Genomic DNA, 287 nt, shown 5'->3' on the forward strand with positions numbered 1-287 from the left:
GATCGGCGTACCCACCACGATGTCGTCCTGACCCGAATAGCGGCTCAGCAGGACGTTGAACGCGGCGAACACCGTCATGAACATCGACACGCCAGCATCCCGGGACAGCGCGCGCAGACCGTCGACCACCTCGGCCGGAATCTGGAAATCGAATACCGCACCGGCGCTGGACCGCTGTGCCGGCCGTGGCCGATCCGTCGGCAACTCCAGCGTCGGCACACCATCGAGACGGTCTCGCCAGTAGTCGAGTTGACCGTCGAGGACGTCGCCGGTAAGCCACTGCCGCT

The 287-nt window shown here is 65.5% G+C and carries 1 protein-coding gene; it reads right to left on the reverse strand.

The genetic code is table 11. The annotated features are described in order from the left end of the window. Positions 1-287: condensation domain-containing protein (locus ACFP2T_RS43035; protein WP_377432792.1), on the reverse strand; the 287-nt coding region annotated here is incomplete at both ends.

The organism is Plantactinospora solaniradicis (assembly GCF_042658085.1).
Classification (GTDB): domain Bacteria; phylum Actinomycetota; class Actinomycetes; order Mycobacteriales; family Micromonosporaceae; genus Plantactinospora; species Plantactinospora solaniradicis.